At 72.3% G+C, this 20,725-nt stretch carries 23 protein-coding genes and 1 tRNA gene; 14 read left to right on the top strand and 10 right to left on the bottom strand.

Annotated features, from left to right (window positions below):
* On the bottom strand, positions 1 to 430 hold a 430-nt coding region (locus AB0E96_RS06935; RefSeq protein WP_359819489.1), incomplete at its 3' end, for a hypothetical protein.
* 256 nt (positions 431 to 686) lie between these two features.
* Here AB0E96_RS06935 and AB0E96_RS06930 point away from each other — a divergent pair.
* Positions 687 to 1,700 (top strand): hypothetical protein, encoded by a 1,014-nt coding sequence (locus tag AB0E96_RS06930; RefSeq protein ID WP_359819487.1) that lies wholly within the window; start codon positions 687 to 689, stop codon positions 1,698 to 1,700.
* Positions 1,701 to 1,829: 129 nt separating this feature from the next.
* Here AB0E96_RS06930 and AB0E96_RS06925 read toward each other — a convergent pair whose 3' ends face one another.
* On the bottom strand, positions 1,830 to 2,420 hold the full coding sequence (locus tag AB0E96_RS06925) for an isochorismatase family protein (RefSeq protein ID WP_359819485.1): 591 nt from the start codon (positions 2,418 to 2,420) through the stop codon (positions 1,830 to 1,832).
* Positions 2,421 to 2,686: 266 nt separating this feature from the next.
* Positions 2,687 to 4,021: a nicotinate phosphoribosyltransferase gene (locus AB0E96_RS06920; protein WP_359819483.1), complete on the bottom strand. Its 1,335-nt coding sequence runs from the start codon at positions 4,019 to 4,021 to the stop codon at positions 2,687 to 2,689.
* A gap of 140 nt (positions 4,022 to 4,161) precedes the next feature.
* Here AB0E96_RS06920 and clpS point away from each other — a divergent pair, with 140 nt between their 5' ends.
* The 7 genes from clpS to AB0E96_RS06885 all read left to right on the top strand — a co-directional run bounded on the left by clpS (position 4,162) and on the right by AB0E96_RS06885 (position 9,023).
* On the top strand, positions 4,162 to 4,455 hold the full coding sequence (gene clpS, locus AB0E96_RS06915; protein WP_049654313.1) for an ATP-dependent Clp protease adapter ClpS: 294 nt from the start codon (positions 4,162 to 4,164) through the stop codon (positions 4,453 to 4,455).
* Between the two features lie 130 nt (positions 4,456 to 4,585).
* Positions 4,586 to 5,158, top strand: coding sequence for a DUF2017 domain-containing protein (locus AB0E96_RS06910; protein WP_359819481.1), 573 nt, complete (start codon positions 4,586 to 4,588; stop codon positions 5,156 to 5,158).
* Positions 5,159 to 5,368: 210 nt separating this feature from the next.
* The gene (locus AB0E96_RS06905) at positions 5,369 to 6,820 is read left to right on the top strand and encodes an amino acid permease (RefSeq protein WP_359819501.1); all 1,452 of its coding nucleotides are present in this window, start codon (positions 5,369 to 5,371) and stop codon (positions 6,818 to 6,820) included.
* A 54-nt stretch (positions 6,821 to 6,874) separates the two neighbouring features.
* The gene (locus AB0E96_RS06900) at positions 6,875 to 7,306 is read left to right on the top strand and encodes a M67 family metallopeptidase (RefSeq protein ID WP_359819478.1); all 432 of its coding nucleotides are present in this window, start codon (positions 6,875 to 6,877) and stop codon (positions 7,304 to 7,306) included.
* A gap of 138 nt (positions 7,307 to 7,444) precedes the next feature.
* Positions 7,445 to 7,564, top strand: coding sequence for a putative leader peptide (locus tag AB0E96_RS06895; protein ID WP_310593142.1), 120 nt, complete (start codon positions 7,445 to 7,447; stop codon positions 7,562 to 7,564).
* A gap of 114 nt (positions 7,565 to 7,678) precedes the next feature.
* Positions 7,679 to 7,957, top strand: coding sequence for a MoaD/ThiS family protein (locus tag AB0E96_RS06890; RefSeq protein WP_030242903.1), 279 nt, complete (start codon positions 7,679 to 7,681; stop codon positions 7,955 to 7,957).
* 97 nt (positions 7,958 to 8,054) lie between these two features.
* Positions 8,055 to 9,023, top strand: a complete 969-nt coding sequence (locus tag AB0E96_RS06885) for a cysteine synthase (RefSeq protein WP_359819476.1) — start codon at positions 8,055 to 8,057, stop codon at positions 9,021 to 9,023.
* A 44-nt stretch (positions 9,024 to 9,067) separates the two neighbouring features.
* Here AB0E96_RS06885 and AB0E96_RS06880 read toward each other — a convergent pair whose 3' ends face one another.
* Complete coding sequence (locus tag AB0E96_RS06880; RefSeq protein ID WP_359819499.1) at positions 9,068 to 9,532, bottom strand: type II toxin-antitoxin system PemK/MazF family toxin; 465 nt, start codon at positions 9,530 to 9,532, stop codon at positions 9,068 to 9,070.
* Between the two features lie 209 nt (positions 9,533 to 9,741).
* Between AB0E96_RS06880 and AB0E96_RS06875 the strand changes: the two genes are divergently transcribed.
* A complete protein-coding gene (locus AB0E96_RS06875) occupies positions 9,742 to 9,933 on the top strand; it encodes a MarR family transcriptional regulator (protein WP_359819474.1) in 192 nt (63 codons plus the stop codon).
* Positions 9,934 to 10,175: 242 nt separating this feature from the next.
* Positions 10,176 to 10,922 carry an MBL fold metallo-hydrolase gene (locus tag AB0E96_RS06870; protein ID WP_359819472.1) on the top strand — a complete coding sequence of 249 codons (747 nt, stop codon included), beginning with the start codon at positions 10,176 to 10,178 and terminating at the stop codon, positions 10,920 to 10,922.
* A gap of 67 nt (positions 10,923 to 10,989) precedes the next feature.
* On the opposite strand, the gene AB0E96_RS06865 is transcribed toward AB0E96_RS06870, so the two are convergent.
* From AB0E96_RS06865 to AB0E96_RS06850, 4 genes are all read right to left on the bottom strand, one after another.
* A complete protein-coding gene (locus AB0E96_RS06865; RefSeq protein WP_359819470.1) occupies positions 10,990 to 12,276 on the bottom strand; it encodes an LLM class flavin-dependent oxidoreductase in 1,287 nt (428 codons plus the stop codon).
* Positions 12,273 to 13,334: an LLM class flavin-dependent oxidoreductase gene (locus tag AB0E96_RS06860; RefSeq protein ID WP_359819467.1), complete on the bottom strand. Its 1,062-nt coding sequence runs from the start codon at positions 13,332 to 13,334 to the stop codon at positions 12,273 to 12,275. Before AB0E96_RS06860 ends, AB0E96_RS06865 begins: the two co-directional genes overlap by 4 nt.
* A 428-nt stretch (positions 13,335 to 13,762) precedes the next feature.
* Entirely contained in the window at positions 13,763 to 15,040 is a 1,278-nt protein-coding gene (locus AB0E96_RS06855; RefSeq protein ID WP_359819464.1) for a PTS transporter subunit EIIC, read from the bottom strand.
* Positions 15,041 to 15,472: 432 nt separating this feature from the next.
* A complete protein-coding gene (locus AB0E96_RS06850) occupies positions 15,473 to 16,774 on the bottom strand; it encodes a PTS transporter subunit EIIC (protein WP_359819461.1) in 1,302 nt (433 codons plus the stop codon).
* Between the two features lie 402 nt (positions 16,775 to 17,176).
* Between AB0E96_RS06850 and AB0E96_RS06845 the strand changes: the two genes are divergently transcribed.
* From AB0E96_RS06845 to rdgB, 4 genes are all read left to right on the top strand, one after another.
* Positions 17,177 to 17,410, top strand: a complete 234-nt coding sequence (locus AB0E96_RS06845) for a PTS glucose/sucrose transporter subunit IIB (protein ID WP_030060521.1) — start codon at positions 17,177 to 17,179, stop codon at positions 17,408 to 17,410.
* A gap of 232 nt (positions 17,411 to 17,642) precedes the next feature.
* The gene (rph, locus tag AB0E96_RS06840) at positions 17,643 to 18,368 is read left to right on the top strand and encodes a ribonuclease PH (RefSeq protein ID WP_359819458.1); all 726 of its coding nucleotides are present in this window, start codon (positions 17,643 to 17,645) and stop codon (positions 18,366 to 18,368) included.
* A gap of 319 nt (positions 18,369 to 18,687) precedes the next feature.
* Positions 18,688 to 19,077 (top strand): hypothetical protein, encoded by a 390-nt coding sequence (locus AB0E96_RS06835; protein ID WP_359819455.1) that lies wholly within the window; start codon positions 18,688 to 18,690, stop codon positions 19,075 to 19,077.
* A gap of 38 nt (positions 19,078 to 19,115) precedes the next feature.
* Positions 19,116 to 19,721 carry an RdgB/HAM1 family non-canonical purine NTP pyrophosphatase gene (rdgB, locus tag AB0E96_RS06830; protein WP_359819452.1) on the top strand — a complete coding sequence of 202 codons (606 nt, stop codon included), beginning with the start codon at positions 19,116 to 19,118 and terminating at the stop codon, positions 19,719 to 19,721.
* Positions 19,722 to 19,784: 63 nt separating this feature from the next.
* On the opposite strand, the gene AB0E96_RS06825 is transcribed toward rdgB, so the two are convergent.
* Both AB0E96_RS06825 and AB0E96_RS06820 read right to left on the bottom strand, forming a co-directional pair.
* Positions 19,785 to 19,866, bottom strand: a tRNA-Leu gene (locus AB0E96_RS06825).
* A 61-nt stretch (positions 19,867 to 19,927) separates the two neighbouring features.
* Entirely contained in the window at positions 19,928 to 20,668 is a 741-nt protein-coding gene (locus AB0E96_RS06820; RefSeq protein WP_359819449.1) for an HNH endonuclease signature motif containing protein, read from the bottom strand.
* Positions 20,669 to 20,725: the final 57 nt, after the last annotated feature.

Raw genomic sequence — 20,725 nt, 5'->3', positions numbered from 1 at the left:
CTACAACCTCGGCATCGCGAACAACGTGCTCCTGTTCGACCTGCTGGACGAGAACGTCTTCTCCCGGATCGAACTGCGGGAGTCCCGCGGCCCGTCGCCGGCGGCCGAGCGCGGCCCGGGCGGCGTGTTCCTCGGCGGCCTGTCTAGCGGCCAGGTAGGCCTGGACGGCGGCCATGCCGTAGACGGGCTGGATGAGCTGGTGTCCCTTGAAGAAGGGTCTGGCCGGGGCGAACCCGGCGGCGACCACGAGGTCGCGGATCTCTGCTATCTCGGCCTCACTGCGCGCGGTGAAGCGGACCTCCCAGCCCTTCTTGTACGTATGCCCCTTCTCGCCGCTTCGGCGGGCGGGGTCCGGGCGGCGGACGTATCCGGGCAGGCGGCCGAGGCGGAGCTGGGCCGCGCGGAGGCCGGCGGTCTCGTCACGTGACATGACGTAAGCCTAGGCAATCCCCGGGGCCGGATTGACGCCTTGGGGGTCCCTCGCCGTATGCCTTTGGTCACTCTGGGTCAGGCGACCAGGTCGCCGATCGTTTTCGATCACATATGACAACCTGATGAGCGTCAATTACTCCAAATGAGTGAGGGTATGAGGACTTTAGTGCGGGCTGATCCCGGTTTCGCGACGGTTGAGTAACAGTGCGTCAGGGTCCCGGTCGCAGGTCCTGACGGGCGGGGATGGTGTCGGCATGAGCTACCGGATTCCGTCGCCGCCGCCGTCCCTGGAGGAGCTGGCGAAGCGTCAACAGAACGTCGTCACCGCGAGCCAGTTGCGGGCCCGGGGCGTGCCGGCCCGGATCATCACCGAGCACTGCCGCCGGGGCGGCCCCTGGCAGCGGGTGCTGCCCCGGGTCTACCTCCTGCAGGCCGCCGAGCCCACCCCGGAGCAGCGGATGTGGGCCGCGCTGCTGTACGCCGCGCAGAACGGCCGTGAGGAGGGCCGCCGGGAGGGTGCGGTGATCACCGGTGCGGCCGCGCTGGCGCTGTACGGATTCACCGTCGTGCCCCGGCTGCCCGCGGTGACCGGGGTGGACGTCCTGGTGCCCCGGCAGCGCCGGCTGAAGGACGCCGGCGAGGTGCGGATCCGGCGCACCGAACGGGAGTTGGTGGCCCGCTCGGTGCACGGCCTGGCCTGTGCGCCGGTGGCCAGGGCGGTCGCCGACGCGCTGGTCGAGTGGACGGCCGGTCCGGTCGGTCCGGGAGGTTCGGCGCCGGTGCGCGAGGTGCTGCGGGAGGCGGTCTCCCGGCCCGAGGACCGTTGCACGGTGGGGGAGTTGGTGGCGGAGCTGACCGACTCCGGGCTGACCGGTGAGCCCCGGGTGCGGGCCGCATTGGACGAACTGCTCGCCACCGAGCGGGACTTGGCGCTGGAGCGGATCGGCCGCCTGGCGGACGAGTGGCTGCTGCCGGCCCCGCTGAACGCCCCCGAGCTGCGGATGCGCGGAGGCACGTACATCGCCGTCCCGGACCTCTACTGGCCGGAGCGGGGTGTCGCGGTGGAGGTGGACTCGGAGCTGCGCAGTGTGAGCGAGGGGGAGGCCGCCTGGGTGCGCGGCGGCCAGCACCGGATGGAGTACCTGGGCATCCGGGTGGTGTACGTCTCCGGAGCCCGGCTGGCCGAGGACCCGGACGTGGTCGGCGGCGAACTGCGCGAGGCCTACCGGATCGGGGGGACGGACGTGGTGGAGCTGCTGGTGGTCTGAGCGCGGCCCCGAGACGGCGGGCCGCCCCCGCGCCGCGAACGCCCCCCACTCCCCGCGGCACCCACGCGTCACGACGCACGCGCCGCGAAACCCACGCACCGCGCCCCCGCAGCCGGCCCCCCGGAGTCGTTACGAACGGACCACCGGCTCGCCGACCAGCTCGACCCCGGCCGCCCGCAGCTCCGCCAGCGCGGCGGCGGTGGTCTCCGCGGCGACCCCGGCGGTGAGGTCCAGCAGCACGCGGGTGGTGAAGCCGGCCCGGGCGGCGTCCAGGGCGGTCGCCCGGACGCAGTGGTCGGTGGCGATGCCGACCACGTCGACCTCGTCGACCTGCCGTTCGCGCAGCCACTCCACCGGGCCGCGGCCGTTCTCGTCCAGCCCCTCGAAGCCGCTGTACGCCGCCGAGCGGGCGCCCTTGTCGAAGACCGCCTCGACCGCGCCGGAGATGACGGAGGGCGCGAAGTTGGGGTGGAAGCCGACGCCTTCGGTGCCGGCCACGCAGTGCGGCGGCCAGCTGTCGACGTAGTCCGGCTCGTCCGAGAAGTGGTCGCCCGGGTCGATGTGGTGGTCGCGGGTGGCGAGGACGTGCCGGTATCCGGGGGAGGACTCGGCGATCAGGTCGGTGATGGCGGCGGCCACCTCGGCGCCGCCGGCGACGGCCAGGCTGCCGCCCTCGCAGAAGTCGTTCTGCACGTCGACGACGATCAGTGCCCGGTGCATGACGTGACTCGCATCCTCGGATCTCGGGGGCCCGCGGGAGGCGGCGCCCCGGTGGGGGAGCCCTCGGGGGTGCGCGGCCCGGTCGTGCCGGGCGCGGGGGGTCCTCGGGGAGCTCCGGGGGAACTCGGGAACTCTACGGCTGACTCTAGGGAGTGGCGCGCGGGGGCGGAAGCCCCGGGGCGGGTCTTCGGGCCCGCGTCCGCGTGGGGTGTGCGGGACGGAGCCCGGGGCCGGATCCGAACCGCCGGACCGGCCCCGGGCTCCGGTCAGTGGGCCGGGTCGGCGGGCAGGACCAGCTCGGTCGGCAGTACCGGGTCGCCCTTGGAGAGCTGGGTCGCCGACAGGGGCAGTGCGGCGCGGGCGCGCACGTGCCGGTCGCGGGCGGCGTTCAGCGGCTCCCGGCCGACGGTCTCGCCGTCCAGGACGAGCGGCACCTGCACCAGGTGCGGCCGCAGTTCGTCCGGGACGGGGCCGGTGCCGACGACCTCGGCCTCGGCGACGCCGTCGGCGTCGGGCCGGCGGGCCGCCCACTTGCGGCCGCCGATGCTGGTCTTGCCGCCGGCCGCGCGCTTGGCGACCGGCACCAGCGGGCCGCCGTCGGTCTCGGCCCGGGCGACCAGCTTGTAGACCATCGCGCAGGTGGGGTGGCCGCTGCCGGTGACCAGGCTGGTGCCGACGCCGTAGCCGTCCACCGGGGCGGCGGCCAGGGCGGCGATCGCGTACTCGTCCAGGTCGGAGGTGACGATGATCCTGGTCCGGTCGGCGCCGAGGTCGTCCAGTTGGCGGCGGACCCGGTGGGCCAGCAGGGTGAGGTCGCCGGAGTCGATCCGGACGGCGCCCAGCTCGGGGCCGGCCACCTCGACGGCGGTGCGCACGGCTTCGGGCAGGTCGAAGGTGTCGACCAGCAGGGTGGTGCCCTTGCCCATGGAGGCGATCTGCGCCGTGAAGGCGTCCCGTTCGCTGTCGTGCACGAGGGTGAAGGCGTGGGCGGCGGTGCCGGTGGTCGGGATGCCGTGGGTGAAGCCGGCCTCCAGGTCGGAGGTGGCGGCGAAGCCGGCCACGTAGGCCGCCCGGGCGGCGGAGACGGCGGACTGCTCGTGGGCCCGGCGGGCGCCCATCTCGATCACCGGGCGGCCGCCGGCGGCGGCGGTCATCCGGGAGGCGGCGGCCGCGATGGCCGAGTCGTGGTTGAGGATCGAGAGGATCACCGTCTCCAGGATCACGGCCTCGGCGAAGCTGCCCTCGACGGTGAGCAGCGGGGAGCCGGGGAAGTAGACCTCGCCCTCGGGGTAGCCGTGGATGTCGCCGCGGAAGCGGTAGTCGGCGAGGAAGCGCAGGGTGTCCTCGTCGACCACGTCCTGGTCGGCCAGCCAGTCCAGCTGGGGGGTGGTGAAGCGGAAGTTCTCGACGGCGTCCAGCACCCGGCCGGTGCCGGCCACGACGCCGTAGCGGCGACCGCTGGGCAGGCGGCGGGTGAACACCTCGAAGACGGAGCGGCGGTGCGCGGCCCCGCTGCGCAGGGCGGCCTGCAGCATGGTGAGCTCGTAGCGGTCGGTGAGCAGCGCGGTCGAGCCGGCCGCGCGCACTGAAGTGGCGTCCATGCGGATGATGCTACTACCACTTAGCGTCAGAGTGACGATTTCTCGTGGAGCGTGCCGGGCCGGAATCGCCCGGCTGTCCCCCGGATGGCAGCATGGGGCGTGAGGGGTTACGGACGACTGTGCAGCGAGGAGGACCCGGCGTGAGCGTCGCGCCCGTGGAGATCGAGCGCCCGGAGGTCGAAGGGGTACCGGTGACCGAACCGGACACGCCCTGGGTGACCATCGTGCACAACGACCCGGTGAACCTGATGAGCTACGTCCAGTACGTCTTCCAGGCCTACTTCGGCTACCCGAAGGACAAGGCCCGGAAGCTGATGATGGACGTCCACACCAAGGGTCGGGCGGTGGTCTCCAGCGGCTCCCGCGAGGAGATGGAACGCGACGTCCAGGCGATGCACGGCTACGGCCTCTGGGCGACGCTGCAGCACGACTGACGCCGGGCCGGCCCGTGCCGGCTGGGCGGGCGCCGGCGCGACCGGCGCAGGAGCGGCCGGCGCCGGCCCGATGGGTGCCGGACCGCCGGCCGTACGACCGAAGACGACGAAGACGGGCTGACCGATACAGATGGCTGGGTTGTTCGAGAGCACCGGCGGTGGCGGCGCGGCGATCGCGCTGGACGAGTGGGAGGCCTCCATCCTGCGCTCGCTGGAAGTGCAGTTGCTGGAGCTGATCGGCCCCGGTCCGGGCGGGGCCGGTGACGACCCGCTGGCCGCGCTGTTCGCCGAGGGCCCGACCGAGGCGCCGGCCGACCCGGTGCTGGCCCGGTTCTTCCCGGACGCCTACGGCGACCCGGGGAAGCCGGAGGACGAGGAGTCCAGGGTCGCGTCCGGGGAGTTCCGCCGTTTCACCGAGCTGGACCTGCGGGCCCGCAAGCGGGACGACGCGCTGTTCGTCGTCCGGGCGCTGGACGGGCTCGGCGACGGCGGGGTGCTCAAGCTGGCCGCGGCCGACTGCCCGCGCTGGCTGGGTGCGCTCAACGACCTGCGGCTGGCCGTCGGTGTCCGGCTGGAGGTCACCGAGGACGACGAGGACGGCCTCTACGAGCTGCCGGACGGTGACGAGCGCAAGCCGCTGGTGATGGCGTACCTGTGGCTGGGCGCCCTGCAGGAGTCGCTGCTGGAGGCGATCGCGGACTGATCCTGCCCGCTTTCGGGCAAGCCCCGGCCGTTTTGTCCAGGATGTGGACGATCAGCCGGGGCATTTCTTATGAAAATCGGGCAAACCATGCCAGGTCATGCTCAAATAACGCTCAGATGGACACCGCTATCCGAACCTCGCGTGGTACGACTTCTCCACCCCCGAGACCGACCAGGACGGTGCACAGTGGTCGAGAAGTCGTACGACGAAATGGTCGACAATTCACCCGACGCGGAGGGCTACGAGCGCGGGCTCGGCAGCCGCCAGATCCAGATGATCGCCATCGGCGGCGCGATCGGCACCGGCCTGTTCCTCGGCGCCGGCACCGCGATCTCCCGCTCCGGCCCGAGCCTGATCCTCTCCTACGCCGTGGCCGGCCTGGTGATCTTCGTGATCATGCGTGCCCTCGGCGAACTGCTCACCTACCGCCCGGTCTCCGGCAGCTTCGCCGAGTACGCCCGGGAGTTCCTCGGCCCCTTCGCCGGCTACGTGACCGGCTGGACGTACTGGCTGTTCTGGGTCGTCACCGGAATGGCGGAGACCACCGCAGCCGCGGTCTACGTGCGGTTCTGGGCGCCCGACATACCGCAGTGGATCAGCGCGCTGACCTTCCTGGTCCTGCTCTACGCGGCCAACCTGATCTCGGTGAAGCTGTTCGGCGAGATCGAGTTCTGGTTCTCCATGGTCAAGGTCACCGCCATCATCGGCATGATCCTGATCGGCGTCGGAGTGCTCACCCTCGGCTTCAGCAAGGCCGGTGACACCGCCTCAATCAGCCACCTCTGGCAGGACGGCGGCTTCTTCCCCCAGGGCATCGGCTCCACCGTGATGACCCTTCAGATCGTCATGTTCGCCTACCTGGGCGTCGAACTCGTCGGCGTCACCGCAGGCGAGAGCGAGAACCCCGAGAAGACCCTGCCGCGGGCCATCAACACCCTGCCCTGGCGGATCATGCTGTTCTACATCGGCGCCCTGGTGGTCATCCTCTCCCTCGTGCCGTGGACCGAATTCCAGCCCGGCGTCAGCCCGTTCGTCGCCGCCTTCGGCAAGATCGGCATCCCGGCGGCAGCCGGCATCATCAACTTCGTGGTGCTCACCGCCGCGCTCTCCTCCTGCAACTCCGGGATGTACTCCACCGGCCGGATGCTCCGCGACCTCGCGCTCAGCGGCCAGGCCCCGGGACGGCTGACCAAGCTCAACACCCGCCGCACCCCGGCCTTCGCGATCACCGTCTCCAGCCTGCTGATGGGCCTCGGCGTGGTGCTCAACTACCTCGTCCCGGCACGGGCGTTCGAGTACATCACCTCCGTCGCCACGGTCTGCGGGCTGTGGACCTGGGCGATGATCCTGATCTCCCAGATCCGCTACCGCCGGGCCTGGCAGGCCGGACGGCTGCCGGCGCCCACCTTCAAGGCGCCCGGCGGCGCCTGGGTCAGCGGGGCCGCGCTCGCCTTCCTCGCCCTGGTCGTGGTGCTCATCGGGCTGGACCGGGACAACCGGATCTCGCTGTTCGTCTTCCCGTGCTGGGCGCTGCTGCTGGTGATCGGCTACCAGGTGCTCAAGCGCCGCGACCCGCGGGCCCTCCACGGCGGCACGCCGGCCCGGGAGCCCGTCGGAGAGGGGACCGCGGACGCCCCCGGCGGGAACGTGGACACCCGCTGACCGCACCTCGGACACCACCGCGGACGGCCGTCGGGCCGTGGCTATCCTGACCGCATGCTGACCATCACCCGAGAACTCCGCGACCGGATCGTGGCCCACGCCCGCGCCGACCACCCGGACGAGGCCTGCGGCGTGGTCGCCGGACCGGCCGGCAGCGGCCGCCCCGAGCGGTTCGTCCCGATGCTCAACGCCGCCCGCTCGCCCACCTTCTACGAGTTCGACTCGGGCGACCTGCTCAAGCTCTACCGCGAGATGGACGACCGGGACGAGGAGCCGGTGATCGTCTACCACTCGCACACCGCCACCGAGGCCTACCCCTCGCGCACCGACGTGAGCTACGCCTCCGAGCCGTTCGCCCACTACGTGCTGGTCTCCACCGCCGAGGGCAACGACGAGGGGGACCCGTACCAGTTCCGCTCGTTCCGCATCGTGGACGGCGAGATCACAGAGGAAGACGTGCAGGTCGTCGAGGCCTACCCGGCCTGACCGGCACCCCCGCGGACCCGGCCCGCCGCCCCTCCCCGAGGGGCGGCGGGCCTCCGTCGTCTCAGCCCTGGGAACGGAAACATCCGGATCCCGAGACGGGCATGTCGGAGCGGGACCGGGAATCTATACGATGAGTCCATGCGTTCCGTCGATGTGAGCACTCAGGCCCCGGGCACCCGCCTCGTGGCGCGCCTGCACATCGACCTGTGCCGGCACGCCGGTGCGATCTGTCCCGGCACGCCCGCGCGCTCGCGCTGAGAGCCGCTTCACCACCCCACCCGGGCCCGCCGCCCCGGCGACGCCGGGCCCGGGCGCCCGCCCCGCCGCGTCCGCCGCGGCCACCCACTCCACGACCCGCACAGGAGCGCACTCATGGCCATCGAGGTCCGCATCCCGACCATCCTCCGCACCTACACCGACGGTGCCAAGGCCGTCGAGGGCAACGGCAGCAACCTCGGGGAACTCTTCACCGACCTCGACGCCCGCCACCCGGGCATCGCCGCCCGACTGGTCGAGGGCGGCGAACTGCGCCGCTTCGTCAACGTCTACCTGAACGACGAGGACGTCCGCTTCCTGGAGGGCATCTCCACCGCCCTCGCCGACGGCGACAGCGTCACCATCCTGCCCGCCGTGGCCGGCGGCGCCCGCTGACCTCCCGGTTCCCCCGCCGGATCCCCGCGGCACGGCGGGGGAACCGACCCGGGGGAACCGCCCCCGCCACCCTCACCGCCCCGGCCGGAGGCCTCCCTTGCGTTACGACAGTCCGCTCGAAGCCGTCGGCAACACCCCGCTGGTCCGCCTGCCGCGGCTGTCCGCCGCCGTCCCCGGCAACGACGAGGGCCTGGTGCGCCTCTGGGCCAAGCTGGAGGACCGCAACCCCACCGGCTCGATCAAGGACCGCCCGGCCCTGCACATGATCGAGCGCGCCGAGGCCGACGGCCGGCTCACCCCCGGCTGCACCGTCCTGGAGCCCACCAGCGGCAACACCGGCATCTCGCTGGCCATGGCCGCCAAGCTCAAGGGCTACCGGATGGTCTGCGTGATGCCCGAGAACACCAGCGAGGAACGGCGCGAACTGCTCCGCATGTGGGGCGCCGAGATCATCCCCTCCCCGGCCGCGGGCGGCTCCAACACCGCCGTCCGGATCGCCAAGGAGATCGCCGCCGAGCACCCCGACTGGGTCATGCTCTATCAGTACGGCAACCCCGACAACGCGGGCGCCCACTACACCGGCACCGGCCCCGAGATCCTCGCCGACCTGCCGACCGTCACCCACTTCGTGGCCGGCCTCGGCACCACCGGCACCCTGATGGGCGTCGGCCGCTACCTGCGCGAGAAGGTCCCCGGCGTGAAGATCGTCGCCGCCGAACCGCGCTACGACGACCTGGTGTACGGGCTGCGCAACCTGGACGAGGGCTTCGTCCCCGAGCTGTACGACGCCGAGGTGCTCACCACCCGCTTCTCGGTCGGCTCCGCCGACGCCGTCCGCCGCACCCGCGAACTCCTCCAGCAGGAGGGCATCTTCGCGGGCGTCTCGACCGGCGCCATCCTGCACGCGGCGATCGGCGTCGGGCGCAAGGCGGCGGCCGCCGGGGAGCGCGCGGACATCGTCTTCGTGGTCGCCGACGGCGGCTGGAAGTACCTGTCCACCGGCATCTACACCGCCGAATCCACCGAGGCCGCGGTCGAGGCCCTGCAGGGCCAGCTCTGGGCGTGACGCCCCGGCGCCCCTGACGGGGGCGGCGCTCCGGGCCCGACGCCTCAGCGGCTCTGGACGGCCCGCCGGGCCCGGGCCCAGACCTGCCCGTCCAGCGTGCCGGCCCGGCGGCGGAACGCCGACAGCGGCACCTCGCGCAGCTCGTCGGTCTCCAGCCAACTGGCCCGGCCCTGCCGGTCGCCCACCGTGCCGGGCGGCAGCGGCAGCACGCCCGGGCGCTCGGCGTGGTGCTTGCTGGTGATCTTTGCGACGGTGGCGGTCCGGCCGTGCACCCGCAGCACCAGGCACGGGCGGTCCTTGGAGCCGGGGCCGTCCTCGAACGGCACCTGCGCCCACCAGATCTCCTGCGGTCGCGGGCCCGCCCCCGTCCGCGGTCGCGGGCCGGCGGGCCGTGGGCCGGTCGGGCGGGCCGGGCGCGCGGTCGGGCGCGTGCGCCGCACCAGCGCCGCGACGGCGGCGGCCGACAGCGCGATGCCGAGCAGCGCCAGGACGATCCACGTGGCGGTCATGGCGTTCATGCGGCGAACCGTACCGGGCCCGCGGCGGAGGCCACCACCGTGCGGGCCGTGACAGTCGGGCATTTGTCCGCGGGTTGCTCCCGGTTCGTCACGGTCCTGCCACAATGCCCGTTCTGTGCCCGGAGTTCGGCCCGAAGCCCCGACCGGCCCGGCCAGGCTGCGTCACGAACGCCCGCCGCCGTCCCCCCGGAGGTGCCCTCGTGACCAGTGGCCCCGAGCTGTGGTCCTACGCCGAGATCGCCCGCCACATCAACGTCCGGCCCGCGACCGTCCGCAGCTACCGCCGGCACCGGCTGCTGCCCGATCCGGACGTGATCAACGGCAGCGGCCACCCGAGGTGGTACCCGTTCACCATCCGCGCCTGGGCCCGGAACCGGCCCCGGCGCCGCTGATCCCGGCCCGTCAACCGGTCGCGCACCCGCCCCGGGCGTTCTGGTGATTCCGCCCACAGCCCGGCACGGGGACGGGGGCAAAGTGCCGCTCCGCCCTTACCCTCGACACACCAACGCAGTGCTACCGGCCGGTCCACCGGGTCCGGCCTGCCGTTTTCCATGCTGTCCTGCACGCTTCCCGTGGAGGACGGCGATGCCGTTTTCCAACAGCAGCCAGGATGTGTCGGGGCGGAGGGGCTCGGATGAAACTGACCGTGGTGGGGTGCTCGGGGAGCTTCCCGGCCGCCGACTCGCCCTGCTCCAGCTACCTGGTCGAGGCCGAGGGCTACCGCGTCGTCCTCGACCTCGGCAACGGAGCGCTCGGCGCCCTGCAGAAGTACACCGGTCTCTACGACGTCGACGCCGTCCTGCTCAGCCACCTGCACGCCGACCACTGCGTCGACCTGTGCGCCTACTGGGTGGCCCGCAACTACCGCGCCGAGGGCTGCCCCGAACTGCTGCCCGTGTACGGCCCGGCCGGCACCGCCGAGCGGCTCGCCCGCGCCTACGACATGCCGGAGAACCCCGGGATGAAGGAGGTGTTCGAGTTCCGCACCCTCACGCCCGGCAGCTTCGAGCTCGGCCCGTTCCGGATCGGCGTCGCCCAGGTCAACCACCCCGTCGACGCCTTCGCCTTCCGGGTGGAGCACGACGGCCGCTCGCTGGTCTACAGCGGGGACACCGGCGAGAGCGCCGAACTCGTCGAACTCGCCCGCGACACCGACCTGTTCCTCTGCGAGGCCGCGTACATCGACGGGCGCGACACCTACCAGGCCGTCCACCTCAACGGCCGCGAGGCGGGCGAGCACGCCGCGGCGGCCGGCGCCCGCCGGCTCGTCCTCACCCACATCCCGCCGTGGACCGACGCCGAGCGCAACCGGCGGGACGCCGCGGACGCCTACCCGGGGCCGGTCGAGGTCGCCCGGGCCGGCGCGGTGTACGAGGTCTGAGCAGGTCGGCGGGGTACCGGGTGGCACCCCGCCGCCGCGCCCGGCGTTGCGGGCGGGCCCCGGACGTTCAGCGCTGCCCGGGGAGGGGCAGGCCGAGGTGGTCGCGCAGGGTCGGGCCGGTGTAGTCGGTGCGGAACACCCCGCGCTCCTGGAGCAGCGGGACGACCCGGTCGACGAACTCGTCCAGGCCGCCGGGGGTGAGGTGCGGGACGAGGATGAAGCCGTCGGCCGCGTCGTTCTGCACGAAGTGGTCGATCTGCGCGGCGACGGTGGCGGGCGATCCTATGAAGGACTGCCGGCCGGTCAGCTCGATCACCAGCTCGCGGCTGGTCAGCTTCTTCTCCGCGGCCACCGCCCGCCACCGCCGTGCGACGGCCACCGGGTCGCCGTGCCGGACCCTGCCCTGGACCAGCGCGCTGTCCGGGTCGGGGTCGACGGCCGGCAGCGGACCGTCCGGGTCGTGGTCGGACAGGTCGACGCCCCAGACCTGCTCCAGGAAGGCGATCGCGGTCCGCGGGCCGACCTGGGCCCGGCGGATCCCGTGGGCCCGCTCGGCCGCCTCGGCGTCGGTGTCGCCGACGACGAAGGTGGCCCCGGGCATGATCTTCAGCTCGTCCGGCTTGCGTCCGTACGCGGCGAGCCGGCGCTTGACGTCGGCGTGGAAGGCCTGGCCCTCGGTGAGAGTGGAGTGCCGGGAGAAGACCACGTCGGCGGTGGCGGCGGCGAACTCGCGTCCCTCGTCGGAGTCCCCGGCCTGGATCACCACCGGGTGGCCCTGCGGCGGGCGCGGCAGCGAGAGTCGGCCCTCGACCTCGAACTGCGGGCCGGAGTGCCGGACGGGCTCCTCCTCCGCGTCCCAGAACTCCCGTGCCAGCTGCACGAATTCGGCGGCCCGGGTGTAGCGGTCGGCGCGGTCCAGGTAGCCGCCGCGGCGGAAGTTCTCCCCGGTGAAGGCGTCCGAGGAGGTGACCACGTTCCAGGCCGCGCGGCCGCCGGAGAGGTGGTCCAACGAGGCGAAGCGGCGGGCGAGTTCGTACGGCTCGTTGAAGGTCGCGTTGACGGTGGCGGCCAGTCCGAGCCGTTCGGTGACGGCGGCCAGCGCGTTCAGCACGGTGAGCGACTCGGGGCGGCCGACCACGTCGAGGTCGTGGATCAGGCCCTTGGTCTCGCGCAGCCGCAGTCCCTCGGCGAGGAAGAAGAAGTCGAACTTCCCGCGTTCGGCGGTCTGCGCGAGGTGGCGGAAGGAGGAGAACTCGATGTGGCTGCCGGCGGCCGGGTCGCTCCACACCGTGGTGTTGTTGACGCCGGGGAAGTGCGCGGCGAGGTGGATCTGCTTGAGCGGTCGGTCCGTCATCGGGTCACCTCGGCGAGGGCGGGGGAAGCGGGGGAATCGGTGGGGGAGGCGGGGCGGGTGGCGTAGCGGCTGGCCGGGCGGGCCAGGCCGAGGTGGTCGCGCAGGGTGCGGCCGGTGTACTCGGCGCGCAGCAGCCCGGCGGCGCGCAGGGCGGGGGCGATCCGGTCGGCCAGTGCGGCCAGGTCGCGCGGCGGGTCGGCGGGCGTGAGGTGGAAGCCGTCGACGCCGTCGCCGGTCGCGGTGAGCTCGGCGAGCAGCCGCTCGTCGGCGGCGCGGTCGGGCAGGGCGGACAGAGCCGGGCCGAGCCGGGCGAGGATGCGCAGGTTCTCTCCGGACCGCAGCCGCAGCTCGGTGGCGGCGGTCAGCCGGGTCGCGCGGTCGGGGGCGTCGAGCAGGACGACGTCGGCGTGCCGGATCGCGGCGGCGACCCGGGCGCGCCCGCCGGGGGAGGCGTCCGGCGCGAGGTCGGCGGCGCCGACGGGCAGGGCGACCACCGGGCGGCCCTGCGGCGGGCGCGGGGTGATGGACGGGCCGCGGACGGAGAAGTGCGGGCCCTCGAAGTCGATGTGGTGCAGCTTGTCGCGGTCGACGAAGCGGCCGGTGGCGGTGTCGCGGATCTCCGCGTCGTCCTCCCAGCTGTCCCAGAGCCGGGCGGCCACCTCGACGGCGTCGGCGGCCTCGGCCCAGAGCTCGTCCTCGGCGGCGACCGGCCGGCGGCCGAAGGCCCGGGCCTCGGCCTCGGTGGCGGAGACGCCGACCAGCCAGCCGGCCCGGCCCTCGCTCGCCCAGTCCAGGGTGTTGACCGAGATCGAGGTGTGGAAGGGCTCGGTGTGGGTGGTGGTGACGGTCGGCACCAGCCCGACCCGGTCGGTGAGCGGGGCGATCCGGGCGAGGGCGGCGAGCGCGTCGGGGCGGCTCGGCGCGGCGGCGAAGGAGTCGTCGAGGGTGACGAAGTCCAGGGTGGCCCGTTCGGCGAGGCGGGCCAGGTAGGCGTAGTGCCCGGCGTCGAGGTGGCCGGGGCTGTCGAGGGCGGCGGACAGGTGCAACTGGCGGGGCATGGTGAGCCTGACTTCCTCGTGCGGACGCGTGCGGTCGCGTGCGGCCGCGCCCGGACACCGGCGCGGCCGTGCGGGGGCACGGCTGCGCGGGTGCGCGGCGCGGATCGGAGCGCGGTGGCGGCCCGGGGGCGGAGCCCGTACGGGCGGGGGGAGGGAACCGGCGCCGGGCGGGTCGTCAGCCGGGCGGCGGCGGGGGAACGGTCAGCTCAGCCGCGACACGCCGCGGACCACACGCGACCGAAGTCGATGTGGCTGCGGGTGACCAGCGGGCACGAGGCGTTCACCGCTTCAGTTGACCAGGGCCTCCGTCGGTTCGTCAACCGTCGTTCCCGCGGCACACCCGGGCCCGGGCACGCCGAAGGCCCCGCCCCGCCGCTGGGGGAGCAGCGGCGGGGCGGGGCCTTCGGGGAGGGGCGGTGACGCGGGCGTCAGGCCTTGGTGACGTCCTCGATCTCGTCGTCGTCCTCGCGACCGGGGGTCTTGAGGTCGAACTTGGTGATCGCGAAGCGGAACAGGAAGTAGTAGACCGCGGCGAAGACCAGGCCGAGCGGGATGATCATCCACGGGTCGGTGGCCTTGTTCCAGGCCAGCGCGTAGTCGATCAGGCCGCCGGAGAAGGTGAAGCCGTCGTGCACGCCGAGCGCCCAGGTGACGGTCATCGAGACGGCGGTGAGCACCGCGTGGATGACGTACAGGATCGGGGCGATGAAGACGAAGGCGAACTCGATCGGCTCGGTGACACCGGTGACGAAGGAGGTCAGGGCCAGCGAGACCATCATGCCGGTGACGGCCTTGCGGCGGTGCGCCTTGGCGGAGTGGGCGATGGCCAGCGCGGCGGCGGGCAGCGCGAACATCATGATCGGGTAGAAGCCCGACATGAACTGTCCGGCGGTCGGGTCGCCGGCGAAGAAGCGGGTCAGGTCGCCGTGCACGACGGTGCCGTCGGGCTTGGTGAAGTCACCGGTCTGGAACCAGGCGAAGGAGTTCACGAACTGGTGCATGCCGACCGGCAGCAGACCGCGGTTGACCAGGCCGAACGCGCCGGCACCGAACGCGCCGGCACCGATCAGGGTGTCGTTCAGGCTCTTGATGGCGTCGCCGATCGGGCCCCAGGCCAGACCGAAGAAGACGCCGATGCCGGTGCCGACGAAGGCCATCAGGATCGGGACGAGGCGGCGGCCGTTGAAGAAGCCGAGCCAGTCGACCAGCCTGGTGCGGTGGTACTTCTGCCAGAGCACCGCGGCCAGCAGACCGATCACGATGCCGCCGAGCACGCCGGGGTTCTGGTAGGTCGGGGGGACCCACTTGCCGTCGGCGATGTGGCCCTCGGCGATCGGGAACGCGGTGAGCACGTTCTTGTAGACCAGGAAGCCGACGAGGGCGGCGAGGGCGGTGGAGCCGTCGGCCTTCTTGGCGAAGCCGATCGCGATGCCGACCGCGAAGAGCAGCGGCAGGTTGTCGAAGACCCCGTTGCCGGCGGTCAGGAAGACCGAGGCGACCTTGTTCCAGCCGAGGCCGTCCTTGCCGAACACGTCGTCCTGGCCGAGACGCATCAGCAGACCGGCGGCGGGGAGCACCGCGATGGGCAGCTGGAGGCTGCGACCGATCTTCTGCAGACCCTGGAGGAGGTTCTGGCCGAACTTCTTGGCGGGGCTTGGCGTGGCCGGAGCCGTAGCGGGCGCCGGTGCCTGCTCAGACTGACTCATGGGGGTGGGTTCCTAACGGCATGGCGGTCGGTCGGGGGGACGGCACAGGGGGCCAACCGCGAACTGGTCTACACCACACGTGGTGTAGACCAGTTTTGTAGCACGGGTGGAGAAGTCGAGGAACCCCGGAAAGCGCCGTGGCCGGGAAGCGCTATGAAATCGAAACCTACTTACCGAATGGCGATCATGGTATCCGCCGTGATTGGGACTTTGGCCGATCGCGCAACAAAATCGATTTTGGCTAATCGCGCAACAAAAACACAGCGTGCCCCGTCGGATGCGTTGGGCCAGGGTCTGACGGGGGTCGGGCCAGGGCTGGGGCGGTGCCGGGCCTGGTTCGGGCCCGCGGCGGCGGCCTTTCGGAAATGCCGACGGCCCCCGGACCGGTGGGTCCGGGGGCCATTGCCGGGATAACCCGGGCGGCGCTCCGTTTCAGGCCTTGGTGACGTCCTCGACCTCGGCCTCGTCCTCCCGCCCCGGTGTTTTCAGGTTGAATTTGACGATGATGAACCGGAAGAGCGCGTAGTACACGGCGGCGAAGCAGAGACCGATCGGGATGATCAGCCACGGCTTGGTGGCGAGCCCCCAGTTGATCACGTAGTCGATCAGGCCGGCCGAGAAGCTGAACCCGTCGTGCACCCCGAGCCCCCAGGTCACCGCCATCGAGGCGCCGGTCAGCAGGGCGTGCACGGCGTACAGCGCCGGGGCGATGTAGGCGAAGGAGTACTCGATCGGCTCGGTGACGCCCGTCACGAAGGAGGTCAGGCCGACCGAGAGCATCAGGCCGTAGATCTCCTTGCGCCGGTGCGGCTTCGCCGAATGGGCGATCGCGAGCGCGGCGGCCGGCAGCGCGAACATCATGATCGGGAAGAAGCCGGACTGGAACTGGCCGGCCGTCGGGTCGCCCGCCAGGAAGCGCGGGATGTCGCCGTGCACGATCGTGCCGTCCGGCTTGACGAACTCCCCGAACTGGAACCAGACGAAGGTGTTCAGCAACTGGTGCATGCCGATCAGCAGCAGCGCGCGGTTGAACAGGCCGAAGATGCCGGCGCCGCCCGCACCCAGGTCGGAGAGGTTCTGCGAGAAGTCGTTCAGGCCGCGGCCGATCGGGGGCCAGACCCAGAGCGCCAGCACGGCGACGACCAGGCCCACCAGGGCGGTGATCATCGGCACCAGGCGGCGGCCGTTGAAGAAGCCGAGCCAGTCGACCAGCCTGGTGCGGTGGAACCGGACCCACAGCCAGGCCGACAGCAGGCCGATCAGGATGCCGCCCAGCACGCCCGGGTTCTGGTAGGTCGCGGCCGCGGCCTTCGCCGAGGAGTAGCTCACGCACTGGCCGGTCCAGGCGTCCGGGACGAGGGCCGTTCCCGCCGGGCAGCTCTCCGGGAAGGCGTGCAGGACCTTGTAGTAGACCAGGAAGCCGACCACGGCGGCGAGCGCCGTCGAGCCGTCCGCCTTCTTCGCCATGCCGATCGCGACGCCGACGCAGAACAGCATCGGCAGGCCGAAGGAGGAGTCGAGCAGCGCGCCGCCGGCGGAGGCGAAGACCTTCGCGACGTTGTTCCAGCCGAGGCCGTCCTTGCCGAACACGTCCGGCTGGCCGAGCCGGTTGAGGATGCCCGCGGCGGGAAGCACCGCCACCGGTAGCTGCAGGGAGCGGCCCATCTTCTGGAGGCCACCGTAGAAGGTGTGCCACCACGTGGTCCGCGGGGCCGTGGCGCCTGCCGAACTCATCCTTCGCCCTCCGAGAGCAGTTGCCGGCCGGAGGTCCCCTGCGGGACCCTCGGGCGGGGCCCGGGAACACCCGGGGCCGTTCCCGCGTTCCTCGGAGTACACATATATTGGTGTAGACCACTTGAACGCAGGCCGCACTCCGAGGGCGGGAACCCCGCTGATCGTCATCCTCGGGCGGCGATCGGGAGCCTGCCTGCGGGAGTGGGCCAAAAGTGGACTAACGTGGCGGACCGGACCGGCGCGGGTGATGCTGGTCGCGCTGTCCGACGGCACGGCCGCAGCCGAACCCGCGTCAGCCACCGGCACGGACCTCGCCGCCCGACGGCCGAGGGACACCCCAGCACCAGCGCAGGACGGCACCCGGCAGAGCCGCCGAAGGGCCGAGACAGAGGGAGAAATCAGATGGCCAGCAAGGCTGAGAAGATCGTCGCCGGTCTGGGCGGCATCGACAACATCGAAGAGGTCGAGGGCTGCATCACCCGCCTGCGCACCGAGGTCAAGGACGCCTCCTTGGTCGACGAGGCCGCCCTCAAGGCCGCCGGCGCCCACGGCGTCGTGAAGATGGGCACCGCGATCCAGGTCGTCATCGGCACCGACGCCGACCCGATCGCCGCCGACATCGAGGACATGATGTGAGCTGAGCCACCCAGGTTCAGCCCGCCCGGCCCGCCGACCCGCTCAGGGGGACGGCGGGCCGCGGCGCGTCCGGCCACCCCTCCCGGGGCGGCCCCCTCGCCCGCCCGAGCCCCTCACCGGCTCGGGCACCGGCCTCCCCGCCGGCCTCCCCGCCGGGCTCCCCACCGGCTGCCCCGCCGGCCTCCCCGCCGCATCCCTGAGCGGCCCCCCGGAGCGACTACGCTCAGTGCCTATGTCACGCATCGACGGCCGCACCCCCGAACAGCTCCGCCCGATCACCATCGAACGGGGCTGGAGCAAGCACGCCGAAGGCTCCGTCCTCATCTCCTACGGCGACACCAAGGTGCTGTGCACCGCCAGCGTCACCGAGGGCGTGCCCCGCTGGCGCAAGGGCAGCGGCGAGGGCTGGGTCACCGCCGAGTACTCCATGCTCCCGCGCGCCACCAACACCCGCGGCGACCGCGAGTCCGTCAAGGGCCGCATCGGCGGCCGCACCCACGAGATCAGCCGGCTCATCGGCCGCTCGCTGCGCGCCGTGGTGGACCACCGCGCGCTCGCCGAGAACACCATCGTCCTCGACTGCGACGTCCTCCAGGCCGACGGCGGCACCCGCACCGCCGCCATCACCGGCGCCTACGTCGCCCTGGTCGACGCCGTCTCCTGGGCCCGCGACAAGAAGCTGCTGCGCGCCAAGGGCCAGCCGATCACCGGCGGCGTCAGCGCCGTCAGCGTCGGCATCATCGACGGCGTCCCGATGCTCGACCTCCGGTACGAGGAGGATGTGCGCGCCGAGACCGACATGAACATCGTCTGCACCTCCGACGGCCGCTTCGTCGAGGTCCAGGGCACCGCCGAGGGCGCCCCGTTCGACCGCGCGCTCCTCGACCGGCTCCTCGACCTCGGCAGCCTCGGCTGCGCGGAGCTGGACGAGATCCAGCGCAAGGCCCTGGAGGGCTGAACCCCCGCGGGCCGAACCGGTCCGGGCTGAACCCGCGCGGGCCGAACCGGCCCGGGCCAACCGGCGCGCGCTGAACCCGCGCGGGCCCCGCGGCCGTGGACCGGATCGGACGCACGGTCAGACCCCGAACGGGAACGGCCGTTCGGCCGCGGACGGCCGCACGCGCGGGCCGCGGTGCGAACGGCCCGCCGAACGGACGGCCTGCTGTACAGGCCGGGCCCGGAGACCGTACGGTTCCCGCAGCACTCCCGCTGCGGGAACCGCGCACCCCCCGGCGCGCGTCCCACACCACGGAACCCGCGCCCCACAGGAGGATCGGATGCCGTCGAGCATCGCCCGCCCCGCCGCCCTCGCCGTGGCCGGACTCATCGCGATCCTCCCGCTCAGCATGGTGAGCTGCTCCGCCGCCCAGAAGGCGATCGACTGCGGCAACACCGCCGTGAGGATCACCGGCGACCTCGCCGACGTCACCCAGGCCTACGACAACGCGAGCAACGACTCGGCGGCCGCCGGCAAGGCCCTCCAGAAACTCAAGAACGACCTCGACCAGGTCGGGAAGAACTCCAAGAACACCGACGTCGCCAAGGCCGTGACCGATCTGCAGAAGCAGGTCGAGAACGTGCAGCGGGCCGCGGACAAGAACGAGATCCCCGACCTCAAGCCGCTCGGCGACGCCGCCGGCAACCTCACCTCGATCTGCACCGGCTGACCGCCCCGGCATCCCCGCCGCTCGGTAGGGTGGGCGATATGTCCACCCGCCTGATCCTCGCCACCCGCAACCAGCACAAGGTCACCGAGCTCCGCGCCATCCTGGCGGACGCCGGCCTGGACGTCGAACTCGTCGGCGCCGACGCCTACCCGGAGATCCCGGACGTCCCCGAGACCGGCGTCACCTTCGCCGAGAACGCCCTGCTCAAGGCACACGCCCTGGCCCGCGCCACCGGCCTGCCCGCCGTCGCCGACGACTCCGGCCTCTGCGTGGACGTGCTGAACGGCGCGCCCGGCATCTTCTCCGCCCGCTGGTCCGGCAAGCACGGCGACGACCGCGCCAACCTCGACCTGCTGCTCGCCCAGCTCTCCGACATCGCCGAGCCGCACCGCGCCGCCCACTTCTTCTGCGCCGCCGCCCTCGCCCTCCCCGACGGGACCGAGCGCGTCGTCGAAGGCCGCCTCCTCGGCACCCTGCGCACCGCCCCGGCCGGCGACGGCGGCTTCGGCTACGACCCGATCCTCCAGCCCCTCGGCGAGACCCGCACCTGCGCGGAGCTCACCGCGGAGGAGAAGAACGCCATCAGCCACCGCGGCAAGGCCTTCCGCGCCCTGGCCCCCGTGGTGAAGGACCTCCTGGCCTGAGAGCGGCGAAGGGCCCGACCGAACGTTGATCGGTCGGGCCCTTCGCTTTGAAGGACTTCTCTGTGCGGCCGAAGGGATTCGAACCCTCAAGCCCTCACGGGCCAACGGACCTAAACCGTCTGCGTCGCCACTGCGCCACGGCCGCCTGTCCTGCTGGCCATCATGTTACTGGGCACGCGGAACGCTCGGCACCTCCGTTTCGGGTGTCACCGGGTGGCGGGACCGTTCTTCTTTCTCCGGCAGTAGGTCGGAGTGACGGAATGGCAGTTCGGGCAGAGCAGCCGAAGGTTCTCGGGCCGGTTGTCGGACCAGTCGCCGTTGACGTGATCGACCTCCAGGGTCATCGGACTCCCGCGCCACTCGGGGCCGGTGCCGCAGCCCTCGCACACTTCCGGACGGCCGATCGCGGTCAGCGCTCGGCGGATGCGGAATCCGGGACGGCGCTTGTCGTCCGCCGCGCCCAGGACCAGGACCTCGGCCGGCGCGAGCCGTCGAGGCGACGGCTTGCCGCGATTGTGGGCCGCGCCTGTGAAGTGGGAGGTGTCGATCCCGAACTGCTTGATGCGGCGTCCGACATGGGCCTGTGTGCCGCCGGCTTGGCGCCGGTTGAGGTAGCGGATGACTCCGGCCACGCTGTCCGAGGCGGCAACGGCCTCCTGGAGAAGTTCCTTCGTGTAGAAGGTGGCGGGCTCAGGGAAGTGCGAGGCCTCGATGCCGTACGCCTTGATGCGCTGGCGCAGGTACGAGCGACTGTACGGGGTGGGCTCCCGGCCGAGCGCCGTGAGCATCTCGTCCAGCGTGGTTGCGGCTGCCGCGGCTTCGGTCAGCAGTTCGCGGGTGTACTTGACCGGCATGGTGGCCCCCGATGTGGGCTCGTGCGGGCCTTCTTCCGGAGGGGGTAACGAGCGGGGAGGGGTTCGGTTACGGGGGTGGTGGGTTTCGGCCATCGGTTGACTGGTTGTCGGGGGCTCCGACCTGTGATGTTTGGCTGTTGATTACCAATT

The organism is Kitasatospora sp. NPDC036755, assembly GCF_040636595.1.
GTDB lineage: Bacteria > Actinomycetota > Actinomycetes > Streptomycetales > Streptomycetaceae > Kitasatospora.
The sequence above is the reverse complement of the archived record's forward strand: the minus strand, read 5'-3'. Positions and strand labels throughout refer to the sequence as shown.